Raw genomic sequence first — 25214 nt, forward strand, 5'->3', positions numbered from 1 at the left:
CCCTTACCCCTGGGCCGGCTCGGGCAGCAGCCCGAGCCGGCCCAGGAGTTCCGTCTGGTCGAAGTCGGCGTGGTGCGAGGTAATCACGCCGTCCTTCACCGCAGTGACGTCGCAGCTCCTGACCCTGAGCTGCCGTCCGGTGGGCGGCAGCGTACCGCCGGTGGGCAGGCGCAGCTGCCCGGTGTTCGTGCCCACCACAAAGCCTTCGGCGACGGCCACGTCTCCGGCCTCATGCGTGGCTGTCCGTTCGTACCTGACGTCAGGCATGGCTTCCCAGAAGTGCGAGTAATAGTCCGCGATGGCTTGTTGGCCGGTGATCGCGTCGTGGTCCGGGGTGCGGACCACGGCGTCCACGGCGTAACAGCCCGCCAGTGTTTCCCTGTCCTTTGCATCCATGGCCGCCATCAGCCGGTCCATGACGTCGCGTGCCTGTCCCATTACAGCCTCCATTGATGTGTCGGCGCCGGGCCTGGTGCCCGCGTCCATGAAGGAAACGTACGACGGCGGAACGCACCGCTGCGATCCCCTCGCCGGGGGTTTCGGGTCACGGCCGGAAACCCCCAAATCAGGGGATTGCCGCGCTGGCCGCCGGGACGATACTGGAGGTATGTGGGAGGAGCGCGCGGAGCGTGCCCGGCGCGACATCGCCGCCATGGCCGCCGGCGGGATGGACCTGGCCGGCCTCTACGCGGCGGCGCTGGCCGTCGTGCAGCGGGAGGTGCCGTTCGAGCAGGGCTGCTGGGCCGCCGTCGACCCCGACTCCATGGTGATGACCTCCATCACCAACTGGCAGCCGTGGCCCGTGGCCAGCCATCAGTTCGAGGAATATTTCCTGCGTTTTGCCCAGTCCGAGTACACCGGCCGGGAGCCGAACACGTTCGTGGAACTGCTGCGGCGTCCCCGCCCGATCGCCAGGATTTCGGACGCGCCGCACCGGGAGGTGGTGCGCAGTGTCCGGATCAACGATCTGCTCAAGCCCCTGGGCCTGGAACATGAGCTGCGTGCCGCGTTCCGGGTGGACGATGCGTGCTGGGGAGTGGGCAGCATCTTCCGGGAAGGCGGCCGCGACTTCACCGACCGGGAGGTGGAATTCCTGGGCGCGGTGTCCGCCACCCTGGCTGCGGCGACCAGGGCGGCCGTCCGCGTGGCGCACCCAGCCTGGCCCGCCGCCGTCGGGCCCGTCATTGTCCTGGCCGGGCTGCACGGGGACTTGCGTGCAGCCACGCCCGCGGCTGCGTCCTGGTTGGCCGCGGTGGAGGACGCGGCGCCCGGCCGCTTCAGCCAAACGCTCCTGGGGGTGGTGGCGCAGGCGCACGCCGCAGCATCCGGGACGGCCCGGGCGAGGATGCGCGGCGCCGGGAACAGCTGGGTGGTGCTGCAGGCCAGCCGGTTGATCACCGGCGATGACCCGGAGCAGATGGTGGTGACCGTGGAACCTGCCACCACCCATGAACTCGCCAGCCTGCTGCTGATGGCGTACGGCGTCACGGCACGGGAGCGGGACGTCTGCCTGGAGGTGTTGTCGGGCGGTTCCACCGCGGAGATCGCCGGGCACCTGTTCATCTCCCCGCATACCGTGCACGACCACCTGAAATCGGTCTTCGAAAAAGTGGGCGTCGGGAGCCGGGGCGAGCTGGTGGCCCGGCTCGTGGCGTGAGGGAAGGGAGGACGCATGCATGCGCTGGCGGATTCCATGCGCAGGCACCCGTTGCCGTGGTACTCCGCCGTGACCTTCCTCCTGTCCTGGGGAGCCATCGTGGCGGCCGTGTGGATGGTCACCGGCGGCCTGTCGCCCACACCCGAACAGTTCCAGCGCACCATCCCCGCCACCGTGCCGGCCATGCTGCTGGGGCCCGCGGTGGCAGGCCTGGTCCTGACAGGAATCGTGTCGGGACGGGAAGGGTACCGGGAGCTTTGGGCGCGGCTGCTGATCTGGCGGGTCGAGGGGCGCTGGTACCTTTTCGCCCTGCTGGCCGCTCCGGTGACGCTGGCCGCACCCGTGCTGGTGCTCTGGATATCGTCCCTGGATTATGCCCCGCGGATTGCCACGGAGCCGGACAGGGTTGGAACACTCGTCACGGGATTGGTCCTGGGGCTGGTGGCCGGGCTCTTCGAGGAGATCGGGTGGACCGGGTTCGCCATTCCCAGGGCCAGGCAGCGCTACAGCGTTCTCTGGACGGGAGTCCTGGTGGGGGTGCTGTGGGGCGCCTGGCACTTCTTCGTGAACTACTGGGGTGGTGGCGGGACGAACGGCGGCGTGCCGCTGGCGGTCTTCATGCCGCTGTGGGTTGCCGGTGTCCTGGTTGGCCAGCTGACGGCCTACCGGGTGCTCATGGTCTGGGTCTACGAGCACACGGGGAGCGTGTTCGTGGCGGCGGTGATGCACGCCAGCCTGGCGGCATTCCAGTTCATCCTCAACCCCCTGGCACCGGGAGTTCCCCAGCAGGTCTACCCGTGGGGGCAGGCGGCCACCATGTGGCTGCTGGTAGCCGCCGTGGCACTGACCAGCCGGGGCGAGATGACGGGTCCGCGGCGGTTCCTGCCGATCCACGTCCGGTCCCGGCACCGGCCGCCGCGGCGGCGAAGGTAGCTTACGGGGTCTTGCGGGTGGTGGCGGGAAGATGCTGCGCAGGATCGAACCGGTCGAAGGACGAGGCGCCAATCACGAAGATGCCGCGCTGGGGGATCCAGAAATCACCCAGCCTGGTCTGCACGGTGAGTGGCTGCGGGGTGCCGAGGTCCTCGCCGCCGAGGGTTGCCGTGCTGCGGGAGATGAACCACATGCGCCGGGGTTTGGCCCGGAAGCCCTGTTTGTTGGGAACACTGCCCGTCAGTCCGAGGTGTCCAGCGCTGAGCATGGGGCCGGCGGCGGAGCCCATCGACTTCAGGAATGCCTTGTTGGACAAAAGCTTGTTGGGCAGCGCCGTCATCACCGCGCTCATGGCAGCGGTGATGGGCGTCGATCCGAGTTCCACGTCCCAGGTGAGGTCCACTTCCTGGCCGATGGTCACGGTGAAGGATGTGTCGCCGGTCCAGTCGACGCCGACGTCGCACTGGACGGCATCGGTGAGGCCGGCGCTGAAATAGCGGGCGCAGGAGACATCCGGTGCTGCGTTCGCGTAGATGGTCCAGGAGCCGGAGGGCCTGCGCAGCCAGACCGAGGTGTAGCCCGGGCCCACGCTGGTCACGGGGAAGCGCCGCATGGCCAGGACGTGGCCGGTGCTGAACGTCAGCCCCATCACGCCGTATCCGGAGAACCGTTCGTCGTCGCCGGGAGTGAGCGTGGCCTGGTGTTCCGCTTCGAGGGCCCGCGTCCGGATGGTCTTCATGGCTATTCGCCTCCCCATGGATGGTGGGCTGAGTTTACGCCCGGCCCCGCGCGGCTACAACGGACGTCGAGTCCGGGTGGGTGTTATGGGGCGTAAGCTTCCTTTGCCTGGTCCCAGGGCTTATTTCATGGCGCCCGTGAGCATGCCTCGCACGTAGTACTTCTGGAGCAGGACGTAGATGACGATGCACGGGATGATGGTCACCGCGACGCCGGCCTGCAGCGCTCCCCAGTCCAACGTCCCAAAGGTGCCGCTGGAGAGCACGTTCAAGGCGACGGGAAGCGTGTACTTGGACTGGTCGGTCATCAGGATCAGCGCCGCGAAGAACTCGTTCCACGAGGCGAAGAAGATGAACAGTGCGGTGCTGATTACCCCCGGAATCGCCACTGGAAGCAGCACCCGGACCATCGCCCGAAGCACGCCGCACCCGTCCACCAAGGCGGCTTCCTCGATGCTCGACGGCAGCGCGGCGAAAGAGTTTCGCATCAGGAAAATGCCGAAGGGCAGGTTGAAGGTGGTGTAGACGAGCATCAGGCCCAGAAGGTTGTTGGTCAGCCCAATCTGGTGCAGCACCAGGTACAGCGGCGTGATGACCGCCTGGAAGGGAATCATGAAGGTGGCCAGCGTGGCGAAGAACAGCAAGTTGCTGCCACGGAACCGCAACCTGGCGAAACCGTAGCCCGCAAGCGTGCTTAGCACGATGGTCAGGAGGGTGGCGCCGATGGAGACCATGACGCTGTTGCCGAGCTGCTGGATGAAGCCCACGCCCCCGTTCTCGTTGCTGAAGAGCTTGGCGAAGTTGCCCCAGGAGAAAGAACCGGGGAACAGCGTCGGCGGAGCGGCCGCGGCCTCGGCGGGGGACTTGATTGACTGGGAGACCACCACCCAGAACGGGTAGAGGAACAGGGCCGCAAGGCTGACATTGATGATCCACCAGGCTGCGCGCGGCACCGGGCGAAGACTGGACTGCAGTGAAGTCATGAGGGGTCCGTTTCCGAAGTGGTGGACTAGTTGTGGTCCGAGTTGCGGAGAATGAGCATCTGGATGGCGCTGACGATCGCGAGCACGATCATCAGCAGGGCCGAGAGCGCGGCGCCGTAGCCGAGCTGGAAGCCCTGGAAGGAAACCCGGTAGATGTGGTAGACCGCGGTGATGGTCTGGTTGGCCGGACCGCCGCTGGTCATGATGTAGAACTGGTCGAAGGCCAGCAGGGAACCGGACACCGAAAAGACCAGCACCAGGGCGAGAGTGGGCCGCAGCAGCGGCAGGATGATGTACCGGAACACCTGCGTCCGGCTGGCACCGTCGATCCTGGCCGCTTCCTCGAGCTCAACGGGTATGGACTGCAGCCCGGAGTTCAGCAGCAGCATCTGCATGCCGGCGACCTTCCAGACCACCATTGCGCATACGATGCCCAATGCGGTGGCGAAGGTGCCGAACCAGTTGTCCGAGTGCGATGCCAACCCGCTGCGGGTGAGTAAGTCCAGCATGGGCCCGATGTTGGGCTGGGCCATGAAGAGCCACAGGTAGCCGGCGGCGGCGAAGCCGACCACCACCGGCAGGAAATAGATGGACTGAAAGACCCTGGATGCTTTTCCAGGGCGCCGGATGAGCAGTGCCAGCGCGATTCCGATGACCAGCAGCAGGGGAGTCATGATCAGCGTGTAAAGCAGGGTAAACCCCGCCGCACGCAGGAAGTCCTGGTCCTGGAATGCGGTTGTGTAATTTCCCAGGCCGATGAAGCCGATCTTTCCCAGCAGCGGCCAGCGGTTCAGGGACATCCACAGCATCAGGACCACGGGCAGGAAGAAGAAGACGGTGAGGAGGATCAGAGCCGGGGTGACCACCGCGGCGCCGAGCCTGCTGCGCGAGGTGGAAAGGGTCCTCCGGCGCCCCCGGGGGCGCGGAGGCACCGACGGGCGTCTGATCTTGCCGGGCCGCGCCGTCACGATGGTGTTGTGTGCCAAGGTAGTTCTCCTTTAGGACAAGACGGGTGCTGCCGCGGTCTGCGGCAGCACCCGTGGAATGTCAGGGTCCGGTCTGGATAATCTGCTGGGCGGCCTGCTGCGCCTTCTGCTGCGCGGCCTGGACGTCGCCGCCGAATACGGCCTCGTTGATCATGGTGGCCCAGGGCCCGTTGTTGTCGTTGAACAACTTGTTTTCCACGACGCTGTATGGTGTCTTTCCGGTTTCGAGCGCCTTGCTGAAAATCTCGTTGCGGGGGTCCGCCGAGGCATAGACGCTCTTCACCAGGTCGGTCCTGACAGGAACGATGGAATTCTTGGCCAGCAGGGTCTGGGCCTCGTCGCCGGTGGCCCACTTCACGAAGTCCCATGCCGCAGGCTTGTTCTTCGATCCCGTGGTGACGGCAATGTTGTCACCACCCGCAAAGGAGGCCGACCCGCCGTTCTCGCCCGGGATCGGGGCGATGCCGTAGTCGATCTTCTTGTCCGTGTTCAAGGTCTGCGTGAAGAAGGCACCGAGCACCACCATGCCCACTTTTCCGGCCTGGAACAGGGCGGGCTGGGCTGTGCCGGAGTCGGTCTTCGCCGCCTCCGGCATCACGCCGGCGTCGTGCATCTGCTTGTAGAACGTCAACGCCTTGGTTACCTCGGGGGAATCCAGCTTGGCGGTCTTGCCATCGGCGGAGAGCACGTCACCACCGCTGGCCCAGACGCTGGGTGTGAACTCGAAGATGTTGCAGCCGCCGCATTGTCCGGCCATGGTGAAGCCGTAGGTGTCCGGTCCCAGTGCACGTATTTTCTTGGCTGCGCTGAGGATTTCCTCGTAGTTGGCCGGCGGCTTGGCGGGATCAAGGCCCGCCTTTTGAAAGAGTTCCTTGTTGTAGAACAGCACGGACGCTTCCGCCGTGAAGGGCAGGGCGTAGGTCTTGTCCTCCCAGGTGGAGAGTCGGGCGTGGGACGGGCTGAGCTTGTCCTTGTACGGCAGTTTGAATGCCTCGTCCGTGATGTCCTGCAAGACGCCGGTGGACGCGAAGTAGGGCAGGTAGACCAGGTCGATCGATGCCACGTCCGGTCCCGACCCGCCGGCGGTGGCGGTGCCGAATTTCTGTACGAAGTTTCCGCTGGGCACGATGGTCACCTGGACCTGGGCCTTGTGCGACTTGTTGTAGGCATCCGCAAGGATGTCCATGAATCCTTTCTGCGAATCGCGTGCCCAAAGCGTGATGGTCCCGCTGGGCTCCCCGCCGGAGGAGGCCTGCAGCGTGTCTGAGCCGGAAGGTCCGCCGCAGCCGGTGGCTGTGAGGGTGAGGGATGCCGCCAGCGCCAGTGCTGCGGCGAGTTTTGTGCGTTTCATATGCTGTTCCTCTTCATAGGGATGGTGTGGCGGTGCAGCTAGGCGACGGGGATCCAGACCCGCATGGCGGCCGGACCGCGGTTGGCCCAGCGGAAATACGGAATGGCAGTCAGTGCGACGGGCCGCTGCTCCACGGCATCAGCTCCGTGGGTTCGGTAGAGCGGTTGCTGCCCCGGGGTACGGGCCACTCCTGCGGCCTTGAGTATCGTTCGCACCCCCGGGATGCCGTCCGCGGGGATGATTTCCACTGGAGCGGCCGCGTCGATGGCAAGGTCTTCAAGTACGACGCCGTCTGCCTGGTCGTGTTGCTCCAGGCAATAGACGACAGGTCCACGCGCCAGGGCGACGGTTCCGCGGACGGCGTCAACACGTGGGTTAGCGCTAACAATACGGGCCGGCATGGGTAGTGTGAGCAGGACTGTGGTCCTGCCTTCCCAGTCGCGGTGCAACCGGATATAGCCCAGTGCGTCCGGCGCGGCCTCCACCGCGGAGCCGTCAATCACAACCTGGGGGTGCTCGCACCAGGAAGGGATGCGCACAGAAAGCGTCCATTCGCCGGCAGGGGCCGTAACCTCGATGCTGGCCGTCTCGTCCCACGGGTAATCCGTTGTGGTGGCAACTGATACTTCACCACCGAAAGGCTCGCCCGAAGCGCGCACCTCGCCGTCATGCAGCAGCTGAAGCTGCAGCCCGGACTCATCCTGCGTGGCCACGTAGTGGTGCAGGGACGCCACCAGTCGTGCCAGGTTCGGCGGGCAGCAGGCGCACGCGTACCAGGACAGGCGTTCCGACGGCGCGTCCTCGGTGGATCCGTCGTGGCCGGTGCGCAGCTGCAGCGGATTCGAGTAGAAGAAGCTGTTGCCCTCCAGGGAGGTCGAGGAGGCGATGCCGTTGTAGAGGGCCCGTTCCATCTCATCGGCATATTTGCCATTGCCTGTGGCGAGCAGCAGGCGCCAGCTGAAGTGCAGGCTCGCTATGGAGGCGCAGGTCTCGGCGTAGGCGCGGTCCGGTGGCAGCTCAAAGGCGTCCCCGAACGCCTCGTCCCGGTGGCGCGATCCCAGGGCGCCGGTCAGATAGGCCTTTTGGGAAAATATGTTCTCCCATAGCGATTCGGCGGCCTCCAGCAGGGACCGATCACCGTTTTCGAGGTAGGCATCGGCTACTCCGGTTGAGAGGTAAACCTGCCGCACCGCGTGCCCGGTTGCTTCCTGGGCTGCCTTGCGAATGGGAAGGTGGTCCTGGAAATACTGGCGGCCGAACCTGTCGTCGGGCAGGATGCCGTGGCCGCGCAGGTCCAGTTGCCGGACCGCCGTATCGAGGTAGCGTTTGTCTCCGGTCAGGCGGTAGAGCTCCACCAGTGCCGTTTCTACTTCCGGGTGGCCGTCAATCTTTTCGACGCCGCCCGGGCCGAAGGTTTCCACGACGCAGTCAGCAACACGGCGGGCCACCTCCACGATGGTTCCGTTTCCGGTGGTGCGGGCCGCTGCCACGGCGGCCTGCAGCAGGTGGCCGGCGGTGTACAGTTCATGGCTCCATTGGAGCTTGTCCCAGCGCTGGCCGGGCTCGACGCCTTGCACCCACGTATTCAGGTAGCCGTCGGACTCCTGCACCTTGGCCAGGAGGGTGCCCACGGACTCCAGGTACTCTTCCCAGCGCGGGTCGGCCTGGCGGCCGGCCTCCCATCCCACCGCCTCCAGCGTCTTGTAGAGGTCTGTGTCCTGGAACCAGAAACCCCGGAAGGCCGCATCGCTCTCGCCGGCCAGGCGCCGGAAGTTGTCCAGGGCGCCGCTGGATTCCACATTCTCTATGCAATGGGGGATGGTGGCAGTCCGGTTGAGCTCCTGCCAGCTGCCCAGGTGTCCCTCCGGGCGCAGCCGCGCGGAGTTGAAGGCCAGCGGGCGAAGCGCGTAATGCCCGGACGCCGTCGCCCCGACTGGCCCTGCTGCGGTCCCGTTGCTGGCCCCCTGGCCGCTGGCCGGTGCCGGAATGTCGTGAACAGATGTCATCAATGACCTCTTCCATGGTGTGAATCGAAGGGTGATGCGACAGAATCCGGAAATCCGGAAACGGAAAATTAGGAAATCGTCTTCCGAAGCCCGACTCTAAGTGGCCTGCGTCTAATGTGTCAACGGTTTCTGATAGGCTGCACAAGGATTACAGGCAGTTCGTGCAGTCGGGGGAGCTTGTATTCCCGGGTCAGGAGAGGGAGGCATGTCGGAAAATAGTTTCCGTAATTCCGGCATAGCGGCGGTAGCCGCGCTCGCGGGAGTTTCGACCGGAACAGTGTCAAAGGCCTTGAACGGCACGGGCCAGCTGCGGGAGTCGACGCGGCTGCGCGTCCGCGCTGCCGCGGAGGAAGTTGGCTGGCTGCCCAATGGCGCAGCACGAAGCATCCGCGGTGGCAGGACGTACACAGTGGGGGTGATCACCACCGACAGTTACGGACGCTTCAGCATTCCCATTCTGCGCGGGGTCGAGGACGCGCTCGGCCTCGGGGAGATGCTCTGCTTCCTGTGCGACAGCCGGGACGACCCCATCCGGGAGCAGCACTACGTGCGTACGCTCCTGGCACGGCAGGTTGATGGAATCATCGCCGTCGGGCGCAAGGTGGATCCGCGGACGCCGCTGGGGGAGCACCTGCCCGTACCAGTCATCTATGCCTTTGCGCCGTCAACCGATCCGCTGGACTGCTCAGTCACCGCGGACGAGCGCGGCGGCGCCCGCCGTGCCGTTGACCACCTGATCAAGACCGGCAGGCGTCGACTCGCCCACATCACCGGCCTGGAAAACCATGCGTCCGCCGCGCTGCGTGCGGAAGGTTTCCTTGCCGCCATGGCTGATCAGGGCCTGGAGCCAGTGGGGGACATCTGGTATGGAAGCTGGAGTGAGGAATGGGGCCACAACGGGGTCCGTGCGCTGCTGGCCAACCACCCGGACGTGGACGCCATCTTCTGTGGCAGCGACCAGATCGCCCGGGGCGCCGCCTATGAACTTGAACGGCACGGCCGGTCGATCCCCGACGATGTAGCACTGATCGGCGTGGACAACTGGTCCCCGTTCACCGATGGGTACCGGCCGCATCTTTCCAGCGTGGACCTGAACCTTTCCACGATCGGCCGCCGCGCGGGGGAGGCCCTGTTGTCAGCCCTGGACGGGGTCCCGCGTCCAGGGGTTCACATTGTGGACTGCGACCTCATCGTCCGGGAGTCCTCAGGTCCGCCGAGGTGACCTGCGGGACAAACCGCAGCGTCACGCCCGCGGCGCCGGGGGCCGCCGGTGCCGGTGGTGGAGTTCGTAGTGGTCGAACACGTCGGAGGACGTGTCTCCCACATGGCCGAACTTTCCGCGCAGCACTTCTGCCAGGTCATCCAGGGCCGCGTACAGCATCCGCCCGGCAAACCGCAGTTCAGGGTTGTCGCTGGCCTGGGCTTCCGAGGCCAGCTGGTGGGCGTAGGCAAGGGTGGCCGGCAGCGATCCCCGCTGTTCCACCTCGTGGAAGTAGTAGGTCTCGTGGAAGGACAGGAGATCGATGCTCACGGACGCCACGTTTTCGGCCATCGCCTCCAGCAGTCCCGCCGCATGACCGGCTTCCAGCGCCGCGATGCCGGAGGTTCCCGCCGCTTCCCGGAACAGGTTGAGCCGGTGGGCAAGGGCACGCCGCCGGCTCAGCGCCGGGTAGGTCTGCAGGATCCAGGAAACCGTGGCGGTGAGCAGGCCAAAACCTGCCACGGCCTGGAACGCCATCACCAGCCGAAGGACCGGATGGATGGCCACGATCTCACCGAAACCGGCGGTGGACAGGGCCACCAGCGAAATGTAGAGCGCCTCGGCGAAGTCGGCCTGCCGGGGGATGTCGTTCGAATAGGAGAAGCCGGCCGGCAGGTGGGGGAGGTACAGGAGCGCCCAGCCCACGGCAGCCAGGGTGGCCCAAGCAGCGATGACCGCAGCCATGGCCAGCGGTGCGGCGACTGATGAGGCGCCGCCCCTGAGTTTCCTGGACAGCAGCCAGAACCCGCGCATGATGGTCCGTCCCACGGGGCCCGAGCCATGCGGGTAGAGCAAGGTGTGGAAGACGTCGGCGATCATCAGCAGAATCAGCGCCGCGCCAACTGCCGTCAAAAGCACGCCCTCGAAGTCCATGCCTCATCTTAAGTGCCGCAGAGTGCGGGTCCGCTGGTTAGGCTGGCGCCATGGACTTTCGACTTCGCCAGGCCAGCCCGGAAGACGCCGAGGCGGTGGTGCTCATGCAGACGCTGGCGCACGAGGAGTGCTACCCGCACCTGCTCTCGCCGGCCTTCTTCGAGCGGCGCCGGGCCGGCATCCCGGAACGGGTGGAGCGGCGGCGGGCGTTCCTGGACACCCGGGAGCCGCGGATCCTCGCCTTCGACGCCGACAACCAGCTGGTGGGCTACGCGGACGCCGGCCCCGGGCGGGAGGACGACGCTCCAGAAGCGCTGGAGCTTTACTCGATCTACACCCTCAGGCGCACCTATGGGAGCGGCCTGGGGGCAGCACTGGTGTGTGCCGCCGTCGGCTCCGGTCCGACGTACCTGTGGGTGCTGGAAGACAACCCGCGCGCGCTTGCCTTCTACCTGAAACAGGGGTTCCGGCCCGACGGTAAACGCAACACCCTCCCACCCGAATGGGAGGCCCTTCCCGAACTCCGGCTGGTCCGGAGGGCCAAGGAGGCAACGGAGCGTTGAGGAGGGCCTATGCCTACTTCGCCGCGCTGGTGGGCCTCATCTGCGTGGCGTTCGTCCTTGCCATGCTCTTCCTCCCGCTGAACCGGACCGTCCGCAGCGATGTGCTGCAGGGCTTCCTGATCGGCTTTGGCCTGGCTTTCGTCACCGCCCAGGTGTACGCCAGGGTCAAAGCCGTCCGGGTGAACGGGTGGATCACCATGCCCGGCCTGGGCGATCCCGGCAACGGCGTGCTGCTGCGCGCTGCCTGCGCCCAGCTGTTCCCGGGCCCGGTGAACACACCGGAAGAAGCGGTCTACTGGTGGGCCAATTCTGACGCCTCGGGCGCCCCGCTGACCGGCCGGCACCAGTACGTCCTCCGGTTCCCGCCCGGCGGACTGCCGCCCACCAACGCCTTTTGGTCACTCACGATGGGCGACGCCCGGAACCGCTTCGTGGCCAACCCCCTCCACAGGTACAGCGTGAGCGACAGGTCCGGACTGGTCCCTGGCCCGGACGGCTCTGTTGAGGTCTGCATCCAGGCCACCCCTCCGGCAGGCCGCGAACGCAACTGGCTGCCCGCCCCGGACGGAAAGTTCATCCTCTGGCTGCGTGTCTACGAGCCCGGCCCTGCGGTCCTGGACGGAAGCTATGTGGTTCCGGCAGTGGCCAGGGCGGGAGGCGGGACGCCATGAGGCTGGAACACCTGTTCATCGTCTTCACGGTCATGGCGGGCACGTGGTTCGCTGCCACCTATTTTTGGCCCCGCATGCTCCTCTCCGTTTTCAAGCGGGCCATCGTGGTCAAGGGCTTCGGCGAAGGTCCCGTTCCCGTCAACACCCTCTACACCCAGTCGCAGGCGCTCTTCGCAGACCCGCTCAATATGCCGGCGGGCACCTCCCGAGTGGCATCGGCCGGCGTCAACCGGGACACCCTCCTGACCTTGGGTTGGCTGGACCTCTCGAAAGGTCCACTGGTGCTCCACGTGCCGGACATGGGAGGGCGCTACTACAGCGTGCAGTTCACCAACCCCTCGAACAACACCAATTTCGCCTACGTCGGCAAGCGCACCACCGGAACTGGACCAGGGGATTTCCTCATCACCGGGCCTGGATGGTCCGGTGATGTCCCGGGCGGGATGGGACATATCGCTTCGCCGCGCCGATCGGTGCTCCTCATCGGCCGCGTGCTGGTCTACGACGACGGCGACCTCCCAGCCGCGTACAGGCTCTCAACGCAGCTGCGACTGGCGCCCCCGCCGTAACTACAAGAAGGCACAACGGACGACGGCGGCACAGGGCCGGGTGCCGCAGCTGACTTTGGCGGGGCCCGGGCCCTGGTGCGCCCCCGGGCTACAGCGCGGCGGCGAGCGTGCGGCCCGCGGTAAGGCCGGTGAAGATGCAGCCGCCCAGGAAGGTGCCTTCGAGCGCGTTGTACCCGTGGGCGCCGCCGCCGCCGAAGCCGGCCGCTTCCCCGGCAGCATAAAGCCCGGGAATGGGAACGCCGTCCCGTCCCAGTGCCTGGCCTGTGAGGTCCGTCTGGATTCCGCCCAAGGTTTTCCGGGTGACCACGTGCAGCCGCACGGCGATCAGCGGCCCGGCTTTCGGGTCGAGGATCCGGTGCGGCTTCACGGTGCGGAAAAGCCGGTCTCCCAGGTAGCGCCGGCTGTTCCGGATGCCGGCCACCTGGATGTCCTTGGAATAGGGATTGCGGACTTCGGCGTCGCGCTCCTCGATCTGCCGCCGGAGGTGTCCGTGGTCCAGCAGCGGCTGGTCCGTCAGGGTGTTCATCCCGCGGACCAGGTCCGCCAGGTTGTCGGCCACCACAAAGTCAGCGCCATGCTCCTTGAACGCCTCGATGGGGCCGGACGCGCCGCGGCCCAGCCGGGTCCTCAGCAGGAGCTTGAGGTCCCGGTTGGTGATGTCCGGATTCTGCTCGGAGCCGGATAGGGCGAACTCCTTTTCGATGATGCGCTGATTGAGGATGAACCAGGAATGGTCGAACTGCTGGATCCCAGGAGTAGTTCGGAGCAGGCCGAGGGTGCCCAGGGTGTCGTAGCCGGGCAGGCCGGGGGCGGGGAGCCGGCGGCCCAGGGCATCGAACCAGAGCGACGACGGCCCGGGCAGGATCCGGATGGCATGGTCCGGCCAGATGGGGTTCCAGTTCCGGATGCCCTCCGTGTAGTGCCACATCCGGTCGCGGTTCACCAGCCTGACGCCGGACTGGTCGGCGATGTCCAGCATCCGCCCGTCCACATGCTGCGGGACGCCGGTGACCATCTTCCGCGGCGGCGTCCCCAGCCGATCGGGCCACCAGCGGCGCACCTGCCCGTGGTTGCCGCCGATCCCGCCGGACGCGATCACCACAGCCTGCGCCCGCAGCTCGAACTCCCCAACCACGTCCCGGTTGGAGGAGACGCCACGCGGGGAGGCATCCGGTGCCAGCACTGCGCCCCGCACCCCGGTGACCGTGCCGCCGTCGTACGTTAAACCGTCAACCCGGTGCCGGAAGAAAAACCTGACGCCGCCCGCCGCGGCAGCCGCGCGGGCCTTGTCTGCGAAGGGTTCCGACACCCCGGTGCCGGTGCCCCAGGGAACATGGAATCGGGGGACCGAGTTGCCGTGGCCGCCTGCCCTGCCGTCGCCGCGCTCCGCCCAGCCCACCAGCGGGGTGAACCGGATGCCCTGCTGCTGCAGCCAGGCGCGCTTCTCCCCGGCGGCGAACTCCACGTACGCGCGCCCCCACCGGGCCGCCCATTCGTCCTCCGGGTGCGGGCCGGAAAGCCGGTCCCACTGCGCCGAGCCCTGCCAGTCCTGCCATGCCAGCTCAAAGGAATCCTTTACGCCCAGCCGGCGCTGCATCGGGGTGTCCACCAGGAACAGGCCGCCCAGCGACCAGAACGCCTGCCCGCCCAGGTTGGCCGCGTTCTCCTGGTCCACGATGGCCGCCCGCCGTCCGGCGCGGACCAGCTCGTTGGCGGCCACGAGCCCTGCCAGCCCGCCGCCGATGATGATGACGTCCGCGTCCATGCGATCCCCGCCCTGCCTGACGATAAGTGAGAGTCCAGCATCAACCTACAGCAGGTTTGAAGCTCTCCTTCATGGTTGGTGGGAGAATGGAGCCAGGACATCTGTCACGGCGCCGGCCCGGCTCCGGCAGGTCCCACCCAGTACTTCAGGAGGGGATCCTGATGGACCCCACCACCGTCATTGCGGTTGTTGTCGTCATCCTGCTGCTCATCGCGGCGAGGATGTCCATCCGGATTGTGCGCCAATACGAGAAGGGTGTGCTCTTCCGGCTTGGCCGGGTGGTCGGCGTGCGGGAGCCCGGGCTGCGGCTGATCGTCCCGGTCATCGACCGGCTGCCGCTGGTCAGCCTGCGGATCGTCACCATGCCCATCCAGTCCCAGGGCATCATCACCCAGGACAACGTGAGCGTGGATGTTTCAGCGGTGGCCTACTACCGCGTGGTGGACGCCGTGAAGTCCATTGTCGCCATCGAAAACGTTGCCGCGGCCATCGACCAGATCGCCCAGACCACCCTGCGGAAAGTCGTGGGCCAGCACACCCTGGACCAGACCCTGTCCGAGACCGCGCGGATCAACGCTGACATCCGGCAAATCCTCGATGTGCTCAGCGTCGAGTGGGGCGTGGAAGTCACTCTCGTTGAGCTGAAGGATATCCAGCTGCCCGAAAGCATGAAGCGCGCCATGGCCCGCCAGGCTGAAGCTGAACGTGAGAAGAGGGCCAAGATCATCGCCGCCGAAGGCGAGGCCATCGCCGCCACGGCGCTCGGCGACGCGTCGGACACCATGATGGCCCACCCGCTGGCCCTGCAGCTCAGGAACCTGCAGTCCCTCGTGGAAATCGGCGTGGACAAGAACACCACCGTGGTGTTCCCCGCGCCGCTCATGAGCACCATCGGCGAACTGTCGGCTTTCCTGGCCCGGGAGGGCCAGGCGGCCTCCGCCGGTAAACCGCCCATCAAGGCCGCCTGACCGCCGCTCGCCGTAAAATCCCCGCCGTTCGGCGCGCCAACAGTACGTTTGCTGATGATTTGCATGATGATTGCCCAAGGCAAGGGGCCTGGGCTCGTCAAGGTCTTTCGCCTCTGGATCGATCAGACATCGACGTCTTCGACAAGCAAAGGGAATCAACCATGGGCTTCCTGGACCGTGACCACTCCATCGCCCCGCCGGGCTTCAACCGCTGGCTGGTCCCGCCGGCGGCGCTCGCCGTCCACCTGTGCATCGGGCAGGCCTACGCCACCAGCGTGTACAAGACCGCGCTGGTGAAGCACTTCGGTGCCAGCCTGACCGAGGTGGGCGTGATCTTCTCCATCGCCATCGTCATGCTGGGCCTTTCCGCCGCGGTCATGGGCACCTGGGTGGACACCAACGGCCCGCGCAAGGCGATGTTCACGTCCGCGATGTTCTGGGTGGGCGGCTTCCTCATCGGCTCGGTGGGGATCTTCACCCGGCAGCTCTGGCTGGTCTACCTGGGCTACGGCGTGGTGGGCGGCATCGGACTGGGCATCGGGTACATCTCGCCGGTGTCCACGCTGATCAAGTGGTTCCCGGACCGGCCGGGCCTGGCCACCGGCATGGCGATCATGGGCTTCGGCGGCGGCGCACTGATCGCCAGCCCGGTATCCCAGGCACTGCTCAAGGCCTACGATCCCAACTCCGGCGCCCAGGGCTGGGTTGCCAGCGGTGATGCCGTGGGCAAGCTCTTCCTGACCCTCGCCGTCGTCTATCTCGCCTACATGCTGTTCGGCGCGTTTACCGTCCGGGTGCCCGCCGACGGGTGGCGCCCCGCCGGGTTCGACCCCTCCAAGGTCAAGGCGGCCAAGCTGGTGACCACAGAGAACGTCTCGGCCAAAAACGCCATCAAGACGCGCCAGTTCTGGCTGGTGTGGGTGGCGCTGTTCTGCAACGTCACGGCCGGCATCGGCATCCTGGAGCAGGCCGCGCCCATGATCCAGGACTTCTTCCGGCAGTCCGACGGCAAGTCCCTGGTGAGCGCCGGCGTGGCCGCAGGTTTCGTGGGGCTGCTGTCCATCGGCAACATGTCCGGCCGGTTCGCCTGGTCCGCCACCTCCGACGTTACGGGCCGCAAGCGGATCTACATGGTGTACCTGGGCGTGGGGGCCGTGCTGTACACGGTGCTGGCGCTGGCCGGGTCCAGTGCCACGGCCCTCTACGTGGTGCTCGCCTTCGTCATCATCTCGTTCTATGGAGGCGGTTTTGCCACCGTTCCGGCCTACCTGCGGGACCTGTTCGGGACGTTCCAGGTGGGCGCCATCCACGGCCGGCTGCTGACCGCGTGGTCCGCCGCCGGTGTGGCCGGGCCACTGATCGTCAACAGCATCCTGGATGCGCAGGGCAAGCCCGGCCAGCTGAATGCGGTGTCCTACCAGCCGGCGCTGCTGACCATGGTGGCGCTGCTGGTGATCGGCTTTGTGGCCAACCTGCTGGTCAAACCCGTCGACGCACGGTTCCACGAATCCCGTCCCGAGCGGCACGAATCCCACCATGGAGGCCTGAAATGAGCAGCACCGCAAACACCCACGGCGCACACGAGCCGGTCAACAAGTCCACCGGCAGGCTGGTCCTGGCCTGGGTCCTGGTGGGGATCCCGCTGGCCTATGGCGTCTTCCAGACGTTGACCCAGGTGGCAGCCCTGTTCGGTTGAGTTCTTGCCCTTGGTGTCACACTGGCCCGGTTTTGGCGGCCGAACCGCGCGGGTTGCCCTTTGCTTCCCTCGCTTGGCGCTGAAAACCGGGCCAGTCTGTGCGCCAGGGCGTCACGCAGAGCAGGGTTTTGGCGGGAGCGGACGACGGCGGCCCCGGTTTTCCGGGGGTTCGCCGCCGTTCGTGGGCCTAAAGCGTGCCGCCCGTGACGCGGGTGCCGGCGGTCAGGCCGCGGCAGGCTTCCTGAGCCGCCGCCGCAGGATGGTTGCCGTCACCCAGGTGACCAGGCTGCAGGCCGCGGCGCCCCAGAGGATGTCCGTCACGGCCACCAGCGCGGTAAAGTCCTTCAGCACGGCGAACCCGGTCAGCGCCCAGGTGGCGTAGGTGAAGAACCCGAACAGCGCAGCGCCGGTGACCCGCTGCCGCAGCGTAGCCCGGGAGTCGTTGGGCCGGATGCCGTAGTGCACCATTCCCGCCACGAAGATGACATAGAACAGCACCGCGCCAGGCAGGTTGGCCGTGGCCCCCAGCAAGTGGCCGATCTGGCTCCGGTAGAGCGGGTTGGCCACCAGCAGGATCCACACCACATCCAGCACGGCGAAAATCAGGGCGCTGACAACGTAGGCGGTTAACCAGTTCTTGGTGCGGGGGCTCATGGCGGGCTCCTTGGCTCGGGCGCGGCTCGGGTGCGGTTCAGGAGTGGTTCGCAGCCACTGCCGGGAGCGGACTGCCCGGATCCGCATTCTTCCAGGAGGGAAGCCGGGCAACCATGCCGGTTCCGCCCCATACAGGATGGCCGCCGCTCCGAACACTTAGTGGACAAGGCCACCATGGCCGAGTTGTTGTTGGATACGGCCGTGCAGCAGCGCGCGGCGGACCAGGGGAAAGGAATCTGTCCGTGAACGAAAAGAGCCGCAAGGCCCTCATCAGCACCGTCATTGCCGTGGTGGTGGCGGTGCTCATCGCCCTTGCCGGAAGCCAGGGCGGGTCGAGGATCGGCGGGTTCCCTGTGTTCGCACTGGGGGTTGCCATTGCCTTCGTGATCCAGTGGCTGGTGTTCATCCCGTCCTACAAGGCGCAGACGGAGAAGTTCTACGACCTCACCGGTGCCCTGACCTACATCTCCATCACGGTGTTCCTGGTGCTGGCGTCCCCCGGCGTGGATGCCCGCGGCATGCTGCTGGCGGCCATGGTGGTGCTCTGGGCCGCGCGGCTGGGCAGCTTCCTGTTCCTGCGGATCAGCAAGCACGGCAAGGACGACCGGTTCGACGAGCTCAAGCCGGATTTCTTCCGCTTCCTGAACACCTGGACCATCCAGGGCCTGTGGGTAGTGCTCACCGCGGCGCTCGCGTGGGTGGCCATCACGTCGGACAAGAAGGTGGGCCTGGACTGGTTCTTGTGGATCGGCCTGCTGGTGTGGCTCGTGGGCATCACCATCGAGACCGCGGCGGACCTCCAGAAGAACCGGTTCAAGGACGATCCCGCCAACAAGGGCCGCTTCATCAGCACCGGCCTGTGGTCCAAGTCCCGCCACCCCAACTACTTCGGCGAGATCACGCTGTGGGTGGGTGTCGCCATCATTGCTCTGCCCGTCCTGCAGGGCTGGCAGTGGGCGGCGCTGGTCTCCCCGGTGTTCGTTGCCCTGCTGCTGATCAAGGGAAGCGGCGTGCCGCCTTTGGAGAAGAAGGCGGACAAGAAGTGGGGCGGCCAGGCCGACTACGAGGAGTACAAGAGGAACACTCCTGTCCTAGTGCCCAAGCTAAAGTAGGGCTCTGCCGCAGCATGATTACGACGGCGGCATCCGGAACCGGGTGCCGCCGTCGCCCGTTGATCAGTTACGATTTAACCCATCAAGGGGAGTACTCCCGACTGTGCGTGGCCCGTCAATACGGATGCAGCGAAGCATCCCGGGCCACCGGCTCCGGTTCCCACCGGGCGGAGGAGACCTTGGCGTACATGTCAGCGCCTACCCTTTGGAGTACCCGCCATGCAGGTAACACCCCTCGTCTGGATCATCACCATTGCTGTGACCATCCTGTTCTTCGTTTACGAGTTCTTCGCCCACGTCCGCAAACCCCACGAACCGTCCATCGGTGAATCGGCGCGCTGGTCGGCCTTCTACATCGGGCTCGCGCTGGTGTTCGGCGCCGGGATTGGAATGGTGTCCGACTGGACGTACGGCGGCGAGTACTTCGCCGGCTACCTCACCGAAAAAGCCCTGTCCGTGGACAACCTGTTCGTCTTCCTCATCGTGATGACAGGCTTCGCCGTTCCCAAGAAGTACCAGCAGAAGGTGCTGATGGTGGGCATCATCATCGCCCTCATCCTCCGCGGCGGGTTCATCGCCATTGGCGCCACCCTGATCGAAAACTTCTCCTGGGTGTTCTACATTTTCGGCGCCCTGCTGCTCTTCCTCGCGTACAAGCAGGCCTTCGGCGGCCACGACGCCAACCCGGCTGACGGCAAATTCATGAAACTGGTCCGCCGCATCCTGCCGGTCACCCCGGACTACCACCGGGACCGGCTCACCGTGAAGCTGGACGGCAAGCGGTTCGTGACGCCGATGATGCTCACCATCATCGCGATCGGGTTTGTGGACCTGATCTTCGCCGTTGACTCGATCCCCGCGATCTACGGCCTGACCAGCGAGGCCTACATCGTCTTCACCGCCAACGCCTTCGCCCTCATGGGCCTGCGGCAGCTGTTCTTCCTTATCGGCGGCCTGCTGGAACGCCTCGTCTACCTCGCCCAGGGCCTCGCCGTCATCCTCGCGTTCATCGGCGTCAAGCTGGTCTTCCACGCCCTGCACGTCAACGAGCTCTCCTTCATCAACGGCGGCCAGCCGCTCCTCTGGGTGCCCGAGATCCCCATCTGGTTCTCCCTGCTGTTCATCGGCGCCACGATCCTGGTGGCCACGGTGGCCAGCCTGGCCAAGACCCGCGGCGGCGGTGAGGCCGAAGTCCGGGCAGGTGAGGTCACGGACTCCACAGCAGGCAGCCCGCGCTAGCCGGCGGCTGGCCACCTGCGCAGGACGTACGACGGCGGCACTCCAGGTGGGTGCCGCCGTCGGGCAGTCCACTCCATGACATGGTGCAATGACCCCTGTTGAAGAAGCGGGTCCCGTCTTACACTTAATGCGCCTGCAGGTAACCATCAGATGACGCCGGGTTGTTCAGGACATGAGAATGTCCGAGCCGTCTCTTAGCGAGATCGCGAAGGTACCTGCAGGTTCTGCGTCTGAAGACTGCACTGCTGGAGGGGCTCCCCTTCTGCCGTCACCGTGCGCCGTACGTGGATGCGTCACGGATCTTTCCCAGGCGCAGCGTTGGCGCAGGAGTCGGGAAGGATTGCCCGAGTTCCGCTGGAACCGTCAATCCGGGAGATTCCCCGACGCTAAGCTCTTGCGTGGCGTCAGCGGTAATGGGGGCTGACGCACCAAACCTTTCATGCACACAACCTGGGGAATCTGCATGTCCAGAAACGCGTCCTTGCCCGACACCATGCCTGCCTCCGGCGCCCGCTGGACGGCCGCCGTCGTCCTTTCCGCGCTGCTGGCCCTCTTCGGCTCAAACCTGCCGGCGGTAGCTGCTGACACAGGCACCGAGCCGTCAGCAACAGTGCAGGCCGCGGACCTGCTGGTTACCCTGCCGGTCAAGGGCCGGGCACCCAAAACCGGGTACGAGCGCTCCCTGTTCGGGGCAACGTGGGCGGACGTGGACCAGAACGGCTGTGACACCCGGAACGACATCCTCAACCGGGACCTGACGGAGATTACGTACGTCACCGGCGTCCCGTGCACGGTCAAGACCGGCGTACTTGCGGACCCCTATACGGGCACTGTCATCAACTTCGTCCGCGGCACCACCACCAGCAGCGCCGTGCAGATCGACCATGTGGTGTCACTCAGCGACGCCTGGCAGAAGGGTGCCCAGCAGTTGACCACGGAGCAGCGGACGGCGTTCGCCAACGACCCGCTGAATCTCCAGGCGACGGACGGGCCCACGAACCAGCAAAAGGGCGACGGGGACGCCGCGACCTGGCTGCCTCCGGCCAAGGGCTTCCGGTGTGAGTACGTCGCCCGGCAGGTCTCTGTGAAGACGCGGTACAGCCTGTGGGTGACGCAGGCGGAGCACGACGCCATCGCCGGTATCCTCGCCACCTGCCCCGGACAGCAGGCACCCGCCACCGTAGCGGCTGCCTCCAGCGCCACGGTCGTCTACTACGCGAACTGCTCCGAGGCCGTGGCTGCCGGGGCTGCCCCCTTGTATGCCGGCAGCCCCGGATACCGTTCCGGACTGGACGGCGACGGCGACGGAGTAGCCTGCGAGTGATAGCTCCGTTATGCCGCCTTCGGCCCTGTTTGGGGCGGGGCGTCCTTGTTCAGTGCCAGGCCTGCGATGATCGCGCCGGCCAGGAGGAGTACGAACGGCGTTTGGAGAATTGAACCCAGAAGTGCGAAACCCGAGTCCGCAATAGGTCTTGACGCCGCAATGAGGCAGGCAACGTCCATAGCCAGGGCCACCACGTAGCCGGCGACGAAAATGACCATCACCGCGGGCGGCCGGTAACCCTTGGTGAAGGCCCGCACTGCCGAGTCGTAGGCCACGAATTTCAAGCCGATGAAGATCGGAGTGAAGGTCAGCAGGTCCACGATATGCACATTGTCCGGGAATCTGCGCAGCGGCACGTTCGCGTCGCCTTGGTAGACCCCCTCGGAAAAGAACCACCTGGTGCCCAGGTGGATCCCGATCAACAGGGCCGACAGCAGCCCGTACCGCAGCCATGTTCCACGCCGTGTCATCCCCATCGCCCAGTATGGCTGTGCGTGCCATGTGGGTTTCAAGGCAGTTGCGGCAAACTTGAGGTGCAGGCCGTTCATGCTCTTCCCCGGACGGCCTCCAGATGGCAGATTGTTCCTTGGCGCCGGAATAGCCGGACACGAAAAAATACGCTTAGGGGCACCATGGCTCACGCCGAGAACCAGATCACCATCAGCCGTTCGCCCGACGAGGTATATGCGTTCCTGGCCGACGGGCTGAACAACACGGCCTGGCGCGCAGGCGTTCAGTCGATCTCGCTGAAGAGCGGCACTCCCGGAATGCTTGGCGCGGTGTATAAGCAGACGCTGAGCGGACCCGGCGGCCGGCCCATCGACGGCGACTACGAGATCACCGCAGCCGAACCCGGCAGGCTCCTCGGCTTCCAGGTGGTGGCCGGTCCTGCCCGCCCGTCCGGCGCCTACCACCTCGGGCCATCCGACGGCGGGACAACGGTCCGCTTCACCCTGGACCTGCAGCCCAAGGGACTGATGAAACTCGTCGGGCCGATGGTCCAGCGCACCATGGACCAGGAGGTATCCCAACTGGCCCACCTCAAAACAGTCCTCGAGGCGCCGTAGGCACAAGCCCCATCACCGGCACAGGCATAACAACCGTCGGCACCCGGTTTGCGTGGTGCCGTTCGGCTTTGGCCACCCTAGGCCTGGCAGGCGACTACGAGGCCGTGCCCAGCGAAAGCCGGATTCAACATTAGGGCAGAACGAAGTGGGCACAAATCCGGTTAAAGCTGGTGCAGGAAAGCAATGCGCCGTCCAGCACCAGCCCTATTCCACTTCTACTTCTGCCAGGTGTTTCCAGAGCAGGAAGCGTGCGCGCCGGTGCCACTGCCCGTGTTCTTTCCTGCACTCTTCCCGTCGACCAGGATCTCGCATGAGACCGCACCCGCAGCATCGGAGTAGCTCCCCGTCACAGAGATGCTCGTGACATTGAATTCCTTCGACGTGATGGATTTCTTCCATTCAGCAGTGATGTCTTCTGTCGAGGTTCCGCCAGGCGTCCAGTAAGAAATGTGTGCGGGACCGGATGTAGTGACCACGTACTCTACGGTGTGCTCGGCATTGATCTTGTCATCGATGGACTTTGCGGCGGCGCTAACACCCGCAGTCACCGCGCCGGCGACGATCAGGCTGACAACACCCAGGATGACTCCGGCGATGGCCATGCCCTTTTTCCGGTTCTTTAGGAACATGGCGATGATACCGAGAATGATTGCCACCGGGCCGAGAAAGAAGGAAATCATCCCTACCAACGGGATCATGCTGAAAACGGCGGCTACAATGCCTACTACCAGCGCTGCAACACCGAGACCATTCTTGCGTTTTTCCTCGAGAATGCGGACGTGGTGAACAGGCTGCTCTGGCATTTTAGGATACGCTGTGTCGTTCTTGATATTGGACATGATTTTCCCCTTTTTTGATGCAGGTGAGACCTTGCTACTTGCTTCTGTGAAGTGCAGCCAGCTGGAACAGCTTACGAGCGGCGGAAGATTGCCTGAGCAGGCAATTTTCTTCGTGAGGTGGATGCAGCAGCACAGGCTGCAGGCGGGTAGTTCTGCCCGGTGCAGCCTGTATAGGCAGACGCCCGGGAAGACACTGAAGTTCCATTTACCACGAAGTACATCCCCCATAGACAAGCAACGTCAGTGGATCCAAAGAGGAACTTCCGACGAGACTGGCATTACGTTGTCGGTTTAGCATTTATGCCAACACTGAGGCCATGGCTATTCGACACATTTATTGTCCGCCAAGAATTCGCTCGAGAACGTAAAGCTTCATATTCTTCAGTGAATGCTTCGGAAACCTTGAGCGAGAACTGAGTGAGGATGAACGATAACTGGGTCCGGCCCCGGCGCCCACGAAGTCCAGCACCCGTCAGGTGATTTGAATCCTTCCGTCCGCGTCTCCGTACCGCGATAGGCCACTGTGGTAATGGGGACCATGCCGCTTCAGTAAAGCTGGGGCAGACTTGAGGCTGCACCCCCAAACGAAAGCAGGACCCCGTGATCACTCTCCAGCAGGACGCCGACGGCTTCGTCCGCATGAACCGCCACTACCCGGCCAGTGTCCGCATCCGGATTGCCTTCAATGATGGCAGCACCGGCGAGTTTTCCGGCCGGGTCCTCAACAACGCCTACGACGCCGCGCTCGCCGATTTCCGCGCCCAGAACGGCCTCGACGCGAAGGGCTTCAACCGGACTCCGGCAGGCCGGACCAACTCCGGCAACAAACTGGACTTCGTTCCCGTGCACCCGGGCATGGGGGAGTAGCCGGGGCGACAAACCTGCGGGTGGTCACACGGCAAGTGCATCGGCATGCCGGTGAGCAACCTTCCACTGCCCGCCCTCGCGCCGGTAGACCTGCGTGGCCCGGAGCGTGAGGCCGGTGGGCTCGCCGTCCCGTCGGAATGAGATGCGTTCGATGCCGGCGGTGTAGGCCATGTCTCCTATGACGCCGCATGCCTGCAACTCGAACTCGTACGATGTGCAGTTGGAAAAGCTGTTTTCCAGGAACCTGAAGATTTGCTCTATTTCTGCCAGCCCGTAAGCGTTGCGGAAGGCCCCCAGGATGCTCACCGGCTCAACCTGCGACCAGATGGCGCGCCGGGGGTCCGCGTCGCCGTTGTGCAGGGCGACTTCCGCGTCATGCAGGGTCGTTTTGACCCACTGAATGAAGTCTTCGCTGTCACTCATGGCGTCAAGGTACCCGCGCCGTGCGGGCCCGGCAAGGGGGAAAACGCCGGTGCAGTAACCGGTGGTTACGCCTGCCCGGCGCTGTCCTGGTGGGCCGTCACCACAAAGTGTTCCACCCGCCGGTCCGGAACCAGCCAGATCAGAGCGACGACGGTGAAGACCGCGACTCCCAGCAGCGGCTGAACGAAGGTGAGGGCGATGCCGGTGAGGTAGATCAGCGGTGAGGCCTTGCCCTTCCAGTCCTTGCCTACGGCCTGGGCCAGGGCCCCATCCTTGCCCTGCACGGCGATCAGCCGCCGCTCCAGGATGAAGTAGGCGATCGCGGCGCACAAAAGGTTGACGCCGTACAGCAGCACGGGAACCTGCAGGAAACCGGACTCGTCCATCCACCGGGTGGTGAACGGGAACAGGGACAGCCAGAACAGCAGGTGGAGGTTGGCCCAGAGGATGCCCCCGCTCACCCGGCTGGCGAGGTGGATCATGTGGTGGTGGTTGTTCCAGTAGATCCCCACATACACGAAGCTCAGGAGGTAGGTGAAGATCGTGGGCAGGATGGCGGCGACGCCTGCCCACGTGGGTTCCTCGGGCGTGTGCAGTTCCAGCACCATGATGGTGATGATGATCGCCAGTACGCCGTCGCTGAAAGCCTCAAGCCGGTTTTTATTCACCC

The 25214-nt window shown here is 65.4% G+C and carries 27 protein-coding genes; 14 read left to right on the forward strand and 13 right to left on the reverse strand.

Features of this window, described 5'->3' with window-relative positions; genetic code table 11:
- Positions 1–3 precede the first annotated feature (3 nt).
- Complete coding sequence (locus MRBLMD1_RS13715; protein ID WP_364400501.1) at positions 4–438, reverse strand: nuclear transport factor 2 family protein; 435 nt, start codon at positions 436–438, stop codon at positions 4–6.
- 169 nt (positions 439–607) lie between these two features.
- Between MRBLMD1_RS13715 and MRBLMD1_RS13720 the strand changes: the two genes are divergently transcribed.
- Positions 608–1657, forward strand: coding sequence for a helix-turn-helix transcriptional regulator (locus MRBLMD1_RS13720; RefSeq protein ID WP_364400504.1), 1050 nt, complete (start codon positions 608–610; stop codon positions 1655–1657).
- Between the two features lie 15 nt (positions 1658–1672).
- Positions 1673–2590, forward strand: a complete 918-nt coding sequence (locus tag MRBLMD1_RS13725; RefSeq protein WP_159632732.1) for a CPBP family intramembrane glutamic endopeptidase — start codon at positions 1673–1675, stop codon at positions 2588–2590.
- Position 2591: 1 nt separating this feature from the next.
- On the opposite strand, the gene MRBLMD1_RS13730 is transcribed toward MRBLMD1_RS13725, so the two are convergent.
- The 5 genes from MRBLMD1_RS13730 to MRBLMD1_RS13750 form a co-directional block, all read right to left on the reverse strand.
- Positions 2592–3329, reverse strand: a complete 738-nt coding sequence (locus tag MRBLMD1_RS13730) for a hypothetical protein (RefSeq protein ID WP_275181613.1) — start codon at positions 3327–3329, stop codon at positions 2592–2594.
- Between the two features lie 120 nt (positions 3330–3449).
- On the reverse strand, positions 3450–4310 hold the full coding sequence (locus MRBLMD1_RS13735; RefSeq protein WP_364400507.1) for a carbohydrate ABC transporter permease: 861 nt from the start codon (positions 4308–4310) through the stop codon (positions 3450–3452).
- 26 nt (positions 4311–4336) lie between these two features.
- Positions 4337–5296: a carbohydrate ABC transporter permease gene (locus MRBLMD1_RS13740; RefSeq protein ID WP_364400510.1), complete on the reverse strand. Its 960-nt coding sequence runs from the start codon at positions 5294–5296 to the stop codon at positions 4337–4339.
- Between the two features lie 61 nt (positions 5297–5357).
- Complete coding sequence (locus MRBLMD1_RS13745; RefSeq protein WP_364400513.1) at positions 5358–6647, reverse strand: ABC transporter substrate-binding protein; 1290 nt, start codon at positions 6645–6647, stop codon at positions 5358–5360.
- Positions 6648–6685: 38 nt separating this feature from the next.
- Complete coding sequence (locus MRBLMD1_RS13750; protein WP_364400516.1) at positions 6686–8653, reverse strand: glycoside hydrolase family 127 protein; 1968 nt, start codon at positions 8651–8653, stop codon at positions 6686–6688.
- Positions 8654–8858: 205 nt separating this feature from the next.
- Between MRBLMD1_RS13750 and MRBLMD1_RS13755 the strand changes: the two genes are divergently transcribed.
- On the forward strand, positions 8859–9875 hold the full coding sequence (locus MRBLMD1_RS13755) for a LacI family DNA-binding transcriptional regulator (protein WP_364400519.1): 1017 nt from the start codon (positions 8859–8861) through the stop codon (positions 9873–9875).
- Between the two features lie 21 nt (positions 9876–9896).
- Here the strand turns inward: MRBLMD1_RS13755 and MRBLMD1_RS13760 are convergent, their stop codons facing one another.
- The gene (locus MRBLMD1_RS13760) at positions 9897–10787 is read right to left on the reverse strand and encodes a potassium channel family protein (RefSeq protein WP_224025260.1); all 891 of its coding nucleotides are present in this window, start codon (positions 10785–10787) and stop codon (positions 9897–9899) included.
- 50 nt (positions 10788–10837) lie between these two features.
- On the opposite strand from MRBLMD1_RS13760, the gene MRBLMD1_RS13765 reads away from it, so the two are divergent.
- Genes MRBLMD1_RS13765 through MRBLMD1_RS13775 form a run of 3 tightly spaced genes read left to right on the forward strand, consistent with a single transcriptional unit; the run spans position 10838 to position 12590 of the window.
- Complete coding sequence (locus MRBLMD1_RS13765; protein ID WP_364400523.1) at positions 10838–11350, forward strand: GNAT family N-acetyltransferase; 513 nt, start codon at positions 10838–10840, stop codon at positions 11348–11350.
- The gene (locus MRBLMD1_RS13770) at positions 11347–12021 is read left to right on the forward strand and encodes a DUF1214 domain-containing protein (RefSeq protein ID WP_364400526.1); all 675 of its coding nucleotides are present in this window, start codon (positions 11347–11349) and stop codon (positions 12019–12021) included. Before MRBLMD1_RS13765 ends, MRBLMD1_RS13770 begins: the two co-directional genes overlap by 4 nt.
- Positions 12018–12590, forward strand: a complete 573-nt coding sequence (locus tag MRBLMD1_RS13775) for a DUF1254 domain-containing protein (RefSeq protein WP_364400529.1) — start codon at positions 12018–12020, stop codon at positions 12588–12590. Before MRBLMD1_RS13770 ends, MRBLMD1_RS13775 begins: the two co-directional genes overlap by 4 nt.
- A gap of 88 nt (positions 12591–12678) precedes the next feature.
- Here the strand turns inward: MRBLMD1_RS13775 and MRBLMD1_RS13780 are convergent, their stop codons facing one another.
- Positions 12679–14355 (reverse strand): FAD-binding dehydrogenase, encoded by a 1677-nt coding sequence (locus tag MRBLMD1_RS13780; protein WP_364400532.1) that lies wholly within the window; start codon positions 14353–14355, stop codon positions 12679–12681.
- 161 nt (positions 14356–14516) lie between these two features.
- On the opposite strand from MRBLMD1_RS13780, the gene MRBLMD1_RS13785 reads away from it, so the two are divergent.
- The 3 genes from MRBLMD1_RS13785 (at position 14517) to MRBLMD1_RS13795 (ending at position 17019) form a co-directional block, all read left to right on the forward strand.
- The gene (locus MRBLMD1_RS13785; protein ID WP_364400535.1) at positions 14517–15323 is read left to right on the forward strand and encodes an SPFH domain-containing protein; all 807 of its coding nucleotides are present in this window, start codon (positions 14517–14519) and stop codon (positions 15321–15323) included.
- Positions 15324–15484: 161 nt separating this feature from the next.
- Positions 15485–16876 (forward strand): OFA family MFS transporter, encoded by a 1392-nt coding sequence (locus MRBLMD1_RS13790; protein WP_364400538.1) that lies wholly within the window; start codon positions 15485–15487, stop codon positions 16874–16876.
- Entirely contained in the window at positions 16873–17019 is a 147-nt protein-coding gene (locus tag MRBLMD1_RS13795; RefSeq protein WP_364400541.1) for an MFS transporter small subunit, read from the forward strand. Before MRBLMD1_RS13790 ends, MRBLMD1_RS13795 begins: the two co-directional genes overlap by 4 nt.
- Positions 17020–17241: 222 nt before the next feature.
- On the opposite strand, the gene MRBLMD1_RS13800 is transcribed toward MRBLMD1_RS13795, so the two are convergent.
- Complete coding sequence (locus tag MRBLMD1_RS13800; RefSeq protein ID WP_364400544.1) at positions 17242–17673, reverse strand: DUF2177 family protein; 432 nt, start codon at positions 17671–17673, stop codon at positions 17242–17244.
- A 242-nt stretch (positions 17674–17915) separates the two neighbouring features.
- Between MRBLMD1_RS13800 and MRBLMD1_RS13805 the strand changes: the two genes are divergently transcribed.
- The 3 genes from MRBLMD1_RS13805 (at position 17916) to MRBLMD1_RS13815 (ending at position 21348) form a co-directional block, all read left to right on the forward strand.
- Positions 17916–18785, forward strand: coding sequence for a DUF1295 domain-containing protein (locus MRBLMD1_RS13805; RefSeq protein WP_364400548.1), 870 nt, complete (start codon positions 17916–17918; stop codon positions 18783–18785).
- Between the two features lie 219 nt (positions 18786–19004).
- On the forward strand, positions 19005–20024 hold the full coding sequence (locus MRBLMD1_RS13810) for a TerC family protein (RefSeq protein WP_364400551.1): 1020 nt from the start codon (positions 19005–19007) through the stop codon (positions 20022–20024).
- Between the two features lie 463 nt (positions 20025–20487).
- Positions 20488–21348: a GmrSD restriction endonuclease domain-containing protein gene (locus MRBLMD1_RS13815; protein ID WP_364400554.1), complete on the forward strand. Its 861-nt coding sequence runs from the start codon at positions 20488–20490 to the stop codon at positions 21346–21348.
- 8 nt (positions 21349–21356) lie between these two features.
- Here the strand turns inward: MRBLMD1_RS13815 and MRBLMD1_RS13820 are convergent, their stop codons facing one another.
- On the reverse strand, positions 21357–21818 hold the full coding sequence (locus tag MRBLMD1_RS13820) for a hypothetical protein (RefSeq protein WP_364400557.1): 462 nt from the start codon (positions 21816–21818) through the stop codon (positions 21357–21359).
- Positions 21819–21980: 162 nt separating this feature from the next.
- On the opposite strand from MRBLMD1_RS13820, the gene MRBLMD1_RS13825 reads away from it, so the two are divergent.
- Positions 21981–22415 carry an SRPBCC family protein gene (locus MRBLMD1_RS13825; RefSeq protein ID WP_364400560.1) on the forward strand — a complete coding sequence of 145 codons (435 nt, stop codon included), beginning with the start codon at positions 21981–21983 and terminating at the stop codon, positions 22413–22415.
- 215 nt (positions 22416–22630) lie between these two features.
- On the opposite strand, the gene MRBLMD1_RS13830 is transcribed toward MRBLMD1_RS13825, so the two are convergent.
- Positions 22631–23254, reverse strand: a complete 624-nt coding sequence (locus MRBLMD1_RS13830; RefSeq protein WP_307488714.1) for a DUF4190 domain-containing protein — start codon at positions 23252–23254, stop codon at positions 22631–22633.
- A 600-nt stretch (positions 23255–23854) separates the two neighbouring features.
- Here MRBLMD1_RS13830 and MRBLMD1_RS13835 point away from each other — a divergent pair.
- On the forward strand, positions 23855–24121 hold the full coding sequence (locus MRBLMD1_RS13835; protein ID WP_307488713.1) for a hypothetical protein: 267 nt from the start codon (positions 23855–23857) through the stop codon (positions 24119–24121).
- A gap of 24 nt (positions 24122–24145) precedes the next feature.
- On the opposite strand, the gene MRBLMD1_RS13840 is transcribed toward MRBLMD1_RS13835, so the two are convergent.
- Entirely contained in the window at positions 24146–24544 is a 399-nt protein-coding gene (locus MRBLMD1_RS13840) for a YybH family protein (RefSeq protein ID WP_364400564.1), read from the reverse strand.
- Between the two features lie 65 nt (positions 24545–24609).
- Positions 24610–25212 carry a TMEM175 family protein gene (locus MRBLMD1_RS13845; RefSeq protein WP_307488710.1) on the reverse strand — a complete coding sequence of 201 codons (603 nt, stop codon included), beginning with the start codon at positions 25210–25212 and terminating at the stop codon, positions 24610–24612.
- Positions 25213–25214: the final 2 nt, after the last annotated feature.

The sequence above is a fragment of the Pseudarthrobacter sp. LMD1-1-1.1 genome (assembly GCF_040676255.1).
In the GTDB taxonomy this organism is placed as follows: Bacteria; Actinomycetota; Actinomycetes; order Actinomycetales; family Micrococcaceae; genus Arthrobacter.

Bases quoted from the DNA above. Each gene is read 5' to 3' on its own strand.
- MRBLMD1_RS13715 (WP_364400501.1), bottom strand. From the start codon at position 438: ATGGGACAGGCACGCGACGTCATGGACCGGCTGATGGCGGCCATGGAT.
- MRBLMD1_RS13720 (WP_364400504.1), top strand. From the start codon at position 608: ATGTGGGAGGAGCGCGCGGAGCGTGCCCGGCGCGACATCGCCGCCATG.
- MRBLMD1_RS13725 (WP_159632732.1), top strand. From the start codon at position 1,673: ATGCATGCGCTGGCGGATTCCATGCGCAGGCACCCGTTGCCGTGGTAC.
- MRBLMD1_RS13730 (WP_275181613.1), bottom strand. From the start codon at position 3,329: ATGAAGACCATCCGGACGCGGGCCCTCGAAGCGGAACACCAGGCCACG.
- MRBLMD1_RS13735 (WP_364400507.1), bottom strand. From the start codon at position 4,310: ATGACTTCACTGCAGTCCAGTCTTCGCCCGGTGCCGCGCGCAGCCTGG.
- MRBLMD1_RS13745 (WP_364400513.1), bottom strand. From the start codon at position 6,647: ATGAAACGCACAAAACTCGCCGCAGCACTGGCGCTGGCGGCATCCCTC.
- MRBLMD1_RS13750 (WP_364400516.1), bottom strand. From the start codon at position 8,653: ATGACATCTGTTCACGACATTCCGGCACCGGCCAGCGGCCAGGGGGCC.
- MRBLMD1_RS13755 (WP_364400519.1), top strand. From the start codon at position 8,859: ATGTCGGAAAATAGTTTCCGTAATTCCGGCATAGCGGCGGTAGCCGCG.
- MRBLMD1_RS13760 (WP_224025260.1), bottom strand. From the start codon at position 10,787: ATGGACTTCGAGGGCGTGCTTTTGACGGCAGTTGGCGCGGCGCTGATT.
- MRBLMD1_RS13765 (WP_364400523.1), top strand. From the start codon at position 10,838: ATGGACTTTCGACTTCGCCAGGCCAGCCCGGAAGACGCCGAGGCGGTG.
- MRBLMD1_RS13775 (WP_364400529.1), top strand. From the start codon at position 12,018: ATGAGGCTGGAACACCTGTTCATCGTCTTCACGGTCATGGCGGGCACG.
- MRBLMD1_RS13780 (WP_364400532.1), bottom strand. From the start codon at position 14,355: ATGGACGCGGACGTCATCATCATCGGCGGCGGGCTGGCAGGGCTCGTG.
- MRBLMD1_RS13785 (WP_364400535.1), top strand. From the start codon at position 14,517: ATGGACCCCACCACCGTCATTGCGGTTGTTGTCGTCATCCTGCTGCTC.
- MRBLMD1_RS13790 (WP_364400538.1), top strand. From the start codon at position 15,485: ATGGGCTTCCTGGACCGTGACCACTCCATCGCCCCGCCGGGCTTCAAC.
- MRBLMD1_RS13795 (WP_364400541.1), top strand. From the start codon at position 16,873: ATGAGCAGCACCGCAAACACCCACGGCGCACACGAGCCGGTCAACAAG.
- MRBLMD1_RS13800 (WP_364400544.1), bottom strand. From the start codon at position 17,673: ATGAGCCCCCGCACCAAGAACTGGTTAACCGCCTACGTTGTCAGCGCC.
- MRBLMD1_RS13810 (WP_364400551.1), top strand. From the start codon at position 19,005: ATGCAGGTAACACCCCTCGTCTGGATCATCACCATTGCTGTGACCATC.
- MRBLMD1_RS13815 (WP_364400554.1), top strand. From the start codon at position 20,488: ATGTCCAGAAACGCGTCCTTGCCCGACACCATGCCTGCCTCCGGCGCC.
- MRBLMD1_RS13820 (WP_364400557.1), bottom strand. From the start codon at position 21,818: ATGACACGGCGTGGAACATGGCTGCGGTACGGGCTGCTGTCGGCCCTG.
- MRBLMD1_RS13825 (WP_364400560.1), top strand. From the start codon at position 21,981: ATGGCTCACGCCGAGAACCAGATCACCATCAGCCGTTCGCCCGACGAG.
- MRBLMD1_RS13830 (WP_307488714.1), bottom strand. From the start codon at position 23,254: ATGTCCAATATCAAGAACGACACAGCGTATCCTAAAATGCCAGAGCAG.
- MRBLMD1_RS13840 (WP_364400564.1), bottom strand. From the start codon at position 24,544: ATGAGTGACAGCGAAGACTTCATTCAGTGGGTCAAAACGACCCTGCAT.